The following is a 4,985-nucleotide window of genomic DNA, read 5'->3' as shown; positions in this document are numbered from 1 at the left end:
ACACAATGATTTTTTACTCAAGCATTTTATTGCAGATAAAAGGATAGCTCAAATCATCAAACCTATTGTTTTTTAACACACCCATATAATAAAAGAAAGGAGTTGAAACATCTTAAACGAAAAAAAACATGCACAATGTCCAGGAATAGCTGATTTTTTATGTAGAATAGTCATCAAGGTAACTTTCACTATCACAACCAATATATGAATAAACGGCTTTTTCCCAGTTCATCGCTATTGGCTCCCTTCTCTCTACGTTCACAGAAGCAGATAACAGCATATAATCAGGTTGATATGTTGGTCCACCTAAGGCAATGAGATTTTCACATAATGCTGTCTTTTGAGTAAGGTCTGACATAGTAGCTTGAATGTGCAGCCAGAAATTATTTCGCTGGTTATTATCAAGAGCATCAATACTTTCTTTTAGCAACCGAGTGTGCATGGAACGCGCAAATTGCGTATCTACCTGAACCGCGTCATACCATGTTAAACTCCCGGCCAGAGCATACAAATATACCGCATCACTCCATGATTCTCTGACAATGCACGCATTCATATGCTCATACAGTGTCGCCGGCAATACACTATTGATTTTGCCTTCTCCAGGGACGCAACGATATGCCGGGCCAACAACTTCTTGATGATGGCTTGCCATTAGCGTTTTATTCGGCGGGAATGATTGACAGCCGCCAAGCAAAATAACACTGATAGCAATACTGCATTTCATATACAACAATTTACCATTCAGCATTTTCATCCTCATTAATCCCATTGGATAAGAGAATCTTTTGTTTCCATTCTTCATACATCATCAAGAAGCCAAGATTCAGGTCGGTCTTCGACTCACTCATATTTTCATCGAGACTTTTAATTTCCTCGACATGATTTTGCAAGACCACTTCTGAGTTGTAACTACTGATTGTATCAATATTGTTCATCTGTTAACTCCGCAATGCCTTCTTCTTGTAACGGTGGATACAATAAGCTCAACTGTTCATGGAGATATCTGATGGCCTCATTAGATATTTCGCGCTTTCGCTCGGCAAAAGTATATTTTGATGTCAGTGCTTCAACGGTAGCGTAGATAAACTCTTCAGGATAAAACTCAGCCAATCGATTATTATATTTGAATACGAACCGAGGCTCATCGTGGAACTCAAAAATCACGCCCCCGGAATGGTTTTTTTTGATCGCCTGAGCAAACCTTTCCTTTAGCTTTCGATTGGCATAAGGCATTAGGATATGTAATGATAAAGATTCATCACCTTTATCAAGTCCTTCGGCCCAATGCTCAACCACCTTTACATTAAAATCATCTTCGCTGATGATATCAGACAAAGTATTTTTCAGATCATTTCGTATCTTCACCTCCATTTCTTGAGTATGTTTTTCGCTATTGTCAATGAATTGGCAGACCGAACTGAGAGACATTACCAACCCTTGTTCATAGCCAGCGCTATATGATTCACGGCGGATTTGCTCGCATTCTGCTTCTGCCTCTTTAATTATCCTGCTGGCATTTTTTTTGGCCTGCGCAATAATGTCATGCGACCGCTTTATCAGGGATAATTTACTTGCAGGCAATAAAACATCTTCGGCAATATTTCGAAAAATAATATCATGAGGCTCGTTTTGCATGCTGAATAGCCATCCTTAATAGCAGTTCATCATTTTCACTATAAACTGCACTATGTGAAATCGGCGGTGAAGAGGAAAAAAGCAATGGGACTCTTTCTCGTATTGATACCGATACTGAACAACTGAATGCCATTGCCTCCTGACAGGCCAACCGCACTAACTCCTGAGCTGTTAATCTCTCATGACCCTGGCTTTCTGACTCGGTAAGGCAAGACAACGCAAATTGCTGAGTCACCTTATCCAGTTTTGCAATCAGGCCGCTGCGCGCAAGTTTTGCCCGATGGCGATGGCAGGCAGCCATTAATGCCGCACCGGGCAATAGTGCCCAGTGCGAAATTATATAACGCTCACGACTATTATTAAGATCAACGCAATCAGTCGATAACTTAAACCCTTCTAAAAGAATGTCATTCAATACAGATTGACATCTTACTGATGATAAATTCTCTATCGCCGGAAATCGATGTGGATGAATCCAGGATACAGGGTCATAAAGTATCCGCTGTGCTTCAGCGTACATTCTCCCTCCCTTCAGACGACGAAGATTTTTGATCGGAAACCGCTACGCTATTCTGAACTTCGGGGTTAATTTCAGCCTGTGCCTCGCCCGTTTGCTGGTGCCGCCCCTTATTCCCATTGAGCATGGAATGCTTACCTAAAGCGGAAGCTAATGTATGCCCTCTCTTTTTGAATATCATCGCAGCGATTAATACAAAACTCACTGCTAACATAGCTACGATAAATAACCAGGTCATCAACGATGGAGAGCGCTCAGGCGCAATAGCTGGCGCTATCCGCTGGACGTTGTCAACTTTGGACAAAATGACCGAAATATTATCGTATTCCACATCCTCGAAGCTGTTTTTCAAAAAACGTTTCACATCCCCAACCAAAAGCGAGGTATCAGTGATCTGATTATCGTAATTGAGCAGCGACGATAAATGGATAGGCTTTTTCCTGCTGTTCCCTTCTCCTGCATCAATATCATAGCTAACGTGTACCCGGGCTGAGACGACTCCCCGTATAGCTAACAACGACTGGGCAAGGCGTTGTTCAATACCAGAATAAAGTCGGACCTTTTCCGCTCGCGGAGACGACACAAGAGAATCAGCAGGAAACATCTGTGCAATTTCGATCTCAGGTGGTCTGGGTAGACCATACATAGCCATAAGATCAACGGCAGCGGCAAAATCCCGGGCATTAACAGAAACGGCAAAACCTTCTTTAGCCGTGCTCAGTTTCTCGGCCATGATGTTATTCCGCTGCAACAAAGCAATAACCTCATTAGCTTGATTTTGCTCAAGACCTTTGAGTAATTGCTCTTCCTTACAGCCGGTAAGAAGCAACACTGTTAATGGCAAAAATAAATATGATTTTTTCATTATCAGGAACGTAGTAGAGTTTCAACCGCACTGACGCCTTTGCGAGTTAAGGTACTGATCATAGAAACTTGCAGGTTATAATCTGACGTGCGCTGCTGTAACTTGAATAACTCTGCAGGGTCCGATGTCACTTTCGATTGTTGTAATCGATTGATCACATCATTTTGTTCAGCTTCAAATGATGTTGAGGTTTTGGCATAGGCCTGAATCATCCGAGCTTCCAACGTGACAGAGGTTGGATCTGCCATTGAGATGTCTTTTGATTGCTCAGCGAATGCCTCTATAGGATTAACAATAAAGTTCATAACATTAATCTCATATTAACGGAAGTTAGTAATAATTGCTGAAGCCACATCCTTATATACTTTAACCACGTTGGACTGTGCATTACGATAAAGTGTATATTCTGATAAGCGTGACTGATATTTAGCCAAAAGCTCAGGGTTTGAAGGATCGGCTGTCAACGATTCTAATGCGGCCTCCAGTTCAGTGTTCAGATTTACGACACCAGTATCGAACGATCCAGACATCTCAGATAAAAAACCATCCCAGCTGGCAGATTCTGCATAATTAACATCACTCATTTCATAGTTCCTTTTTTATGTTGCGTGGAAAATACCAATGTCCCGGAGATAACTTCACATATCCGCGATCTCCATATTTGTATGATTTACCTTTCAGCCAATCATCTTTAAGCTCCATAGCAAATTGCACATACTCTCCTTTCCATATTTGGGAGTAGTGAGTAATAAATGTTTTTAATCTTTCAAGCTCACCATCGTCGAGTGCTCCACGAATAACCAACGTCACGCTGTTGCTATTTTTTACCTCTGTAAAAGAGAGCGACAATTTTTCGAGGCCATCGATAGCCTGGCGGCGAATGCTTTGGTCAGAAATGCTCTTAACTGAGATATCAGAAGCATAATTAATATTTTTGGCGATCGAATCAGTAAACCTCTTCATTTCCGCTGGAGATAATTTCGTTCGCTCCGCACTAACCTCAATAATAGGATGCTCGGGATAATCAAGTCTGACACGATGAAGCTTGACCTGTGGCCAGTTGCTTTCTATCCATGTGCCGATTCGCTGTGCTTCATTGTCGGTTGTCAAGATCTTAGTGCGGTAAGGCGAAGGCGTTCGAATCATACTCTGAATGGCCCATTGCGCCGCGCTTTCACTTTCAGAGAGGATGTAGATAATACTGTCCTTACCATAGATAATATGGTAGTCGCCTACCTTGTTATCCAGAAATTCAGCAACTGAAGTAATTTGACGCTGAGTTTCGTTCAGGTAAGAGTATCCGGCAGCGGAGACGCAGCCAATAATGACGAAAGCTGCAGCCAATTTCCACCAAGGGCTTTTACCGGTGGTCATTCTGACATCATCATTTTGCTCAGCATCATCATGTGACTGTTGATGAATATAATCGGTTAACAAATCGTCGGCAAAAGCATCCTTTTCATCTCTCCAACAGATCTTCTGCTCACCGATAGCAATTAATTTGTTCGCAGAAATTTCTTGTTCAGTCGCACCATCAATGTCAAATACATGTAAAACAAGAAGCTTATCTTTATCCTCTGGCACAAAGATTTCAAAATTGGGCGATGGTACGCTACAGGGGATGTAAATCGTGTTATCGGGGGTGAGGGTTCCCTGGTGTTGCTGCTTAATATCATCTGCATGACAGACGATGAATACGGTTCTCCCGGCCGTAAGCGTGAACTCACACCCGCGTAGCGAACCATTAATCAAACGAATTACAACTTTTCGCGCAGAATTATTGTTTTGTTTTTTTTCCAGCATAATTAGTTTTATGATCCTGTGAGAAATGATAGACATCGAGCCCATCAATCATGACGTAATAGTACTCAGAGATACGATAAAAATCATGATTCAATTGTGATGAAAACATAATCGAACAACGACAAAAACGATCATTTTTTCATAAAAAAAGCACTATGATAA

At 41.6% G+C, this 4,985-nt stretch carries 8 protein-coding genes; all 8 read right to left on the bottom strand.

Features of this window, described 5'->3' with window-relative positions:
* Positions 1-157: 157 nt before the first annotated feature.
* From NNN71_RS23595 to NNN71_RS23560, 8 genes are read right to left on the bottom strand one after another with little or no spacing between them, the layout of a single operon-like run.
* Complete coding sequence (locus NNN71_RS23595) at positions 158-751, bottom strand: hypothetical protein (RefSeq protein ID WP_271459483.1); 594 nt, start codon at positions 749-751, stop codon at positions 158-160.
* A complete protein-coding gene (locus NNN71_RS23590; protein ID WP_167575695.1) occupies positions 738-938 on the bottom strand; it encodes a hypothetical protein in 201 nt (66 codons plus the stop codon). The genes NNN71_RS23595 and NNN71_RS23590 overlap by 14 nt, the downstream gene beginning before the upstream one ends.
* Positions 925-1,638 carry a hypothetical protein gene (locus tag NNN71_RS23585; RefSeq protein ID WP_271459482.1) on the bottom strand — a complete coding sequence of 238 codons (714 nt, stop codon included), beginning with the start codon at positions 1,636-1,638 and terminating at the stop codon, positions 925-927. Before NNN71_RS23585 ends, NNN71_RS23590 begins: the two co-directional genes overlap by 14 nt.
* On the bottom strand, positions 1,619-2,158 hold the full coding sequence (locus NNN71_RS23580) for a type III secretion apparatus protein OrgA/MxiK (RefSeq protein WP_271459481.1): 540 nt from the start codon (positions 2,156-2,158) through the stop codon (positions 1,619-1,621). The genes NNN71_RS23585 and NNN71_RS23580 overlap by 20 nt, the downstream gene beginning before the upstream one ends.
* A complete protein-coding gene (locus NNN71_RS23575; RefSeq protein ID WP_271459480.1) occupies positions 2,148-3,020 on the bottom strand; it encodes an EscJ/YscJ/HrcJ family type III secretion inner membrane ring protein in 873 nt (290 codons plus the stop codon). The genes NNN71_RS23580 and NNN71_RS23575 overlap by 11 nt, the downstream gene beginning before the upstream one ends.
* Positions 3,021-3,022: 2 nt before the next feature.
* Positions 3,023-3,325: a type III secretion system inner rod subunit SctI gene (gene sctI, locus NNN71_RS23570; protein WP_271459479.1), complete on the bottom strand. Its 303-nt coding sequence runs from the start codon at positions 3,323-3,325 to the stop codon at positions 3,023-3,025.
* Positions 3,326-3,340: 15 nt separating this feature from the next.
* Positions 3,341-3,604, bottom strand: coding sequence for a type III secretion system needle complex protein (locus NNN71_RS23565; protein WP_271459478.1), 264 nt, complete (start codon positions 3,602-3,604; stop codon positions 3,341-3,343).
* Between the two features lies 1 nt (position 3,605).
* The gene (locus NNN71_RS23560; protein WP_271459477.1) at positions 3,606-4,823 is read right to left on the bottom strand and encodes a PrgH/EprH family type III secretion apparatus protein; all 1,218 of its coding nucleotides are present in this window, start codon (positions 4,821-4,823) and stop codon (positions 3,606-3,608) included.
* Between the last annotated feature and the right edge of the window lie 162 nt (positions 4,824-4,985).

Source organism: Kluyvera sp. Awk 3 (assembly GCF_028069715.1).
Lineage (GTDB): Bacteria > Pseudomonadota > Gammaproteobacteria > Enterobacterales > Enterobacteriaceae > Kluyvera > Kluyvera georgiana_A.
Note: the sequence above shows the minus strand (reverse complement) of the source record. Positions and strands in the feature narration are given on the sequence as shown.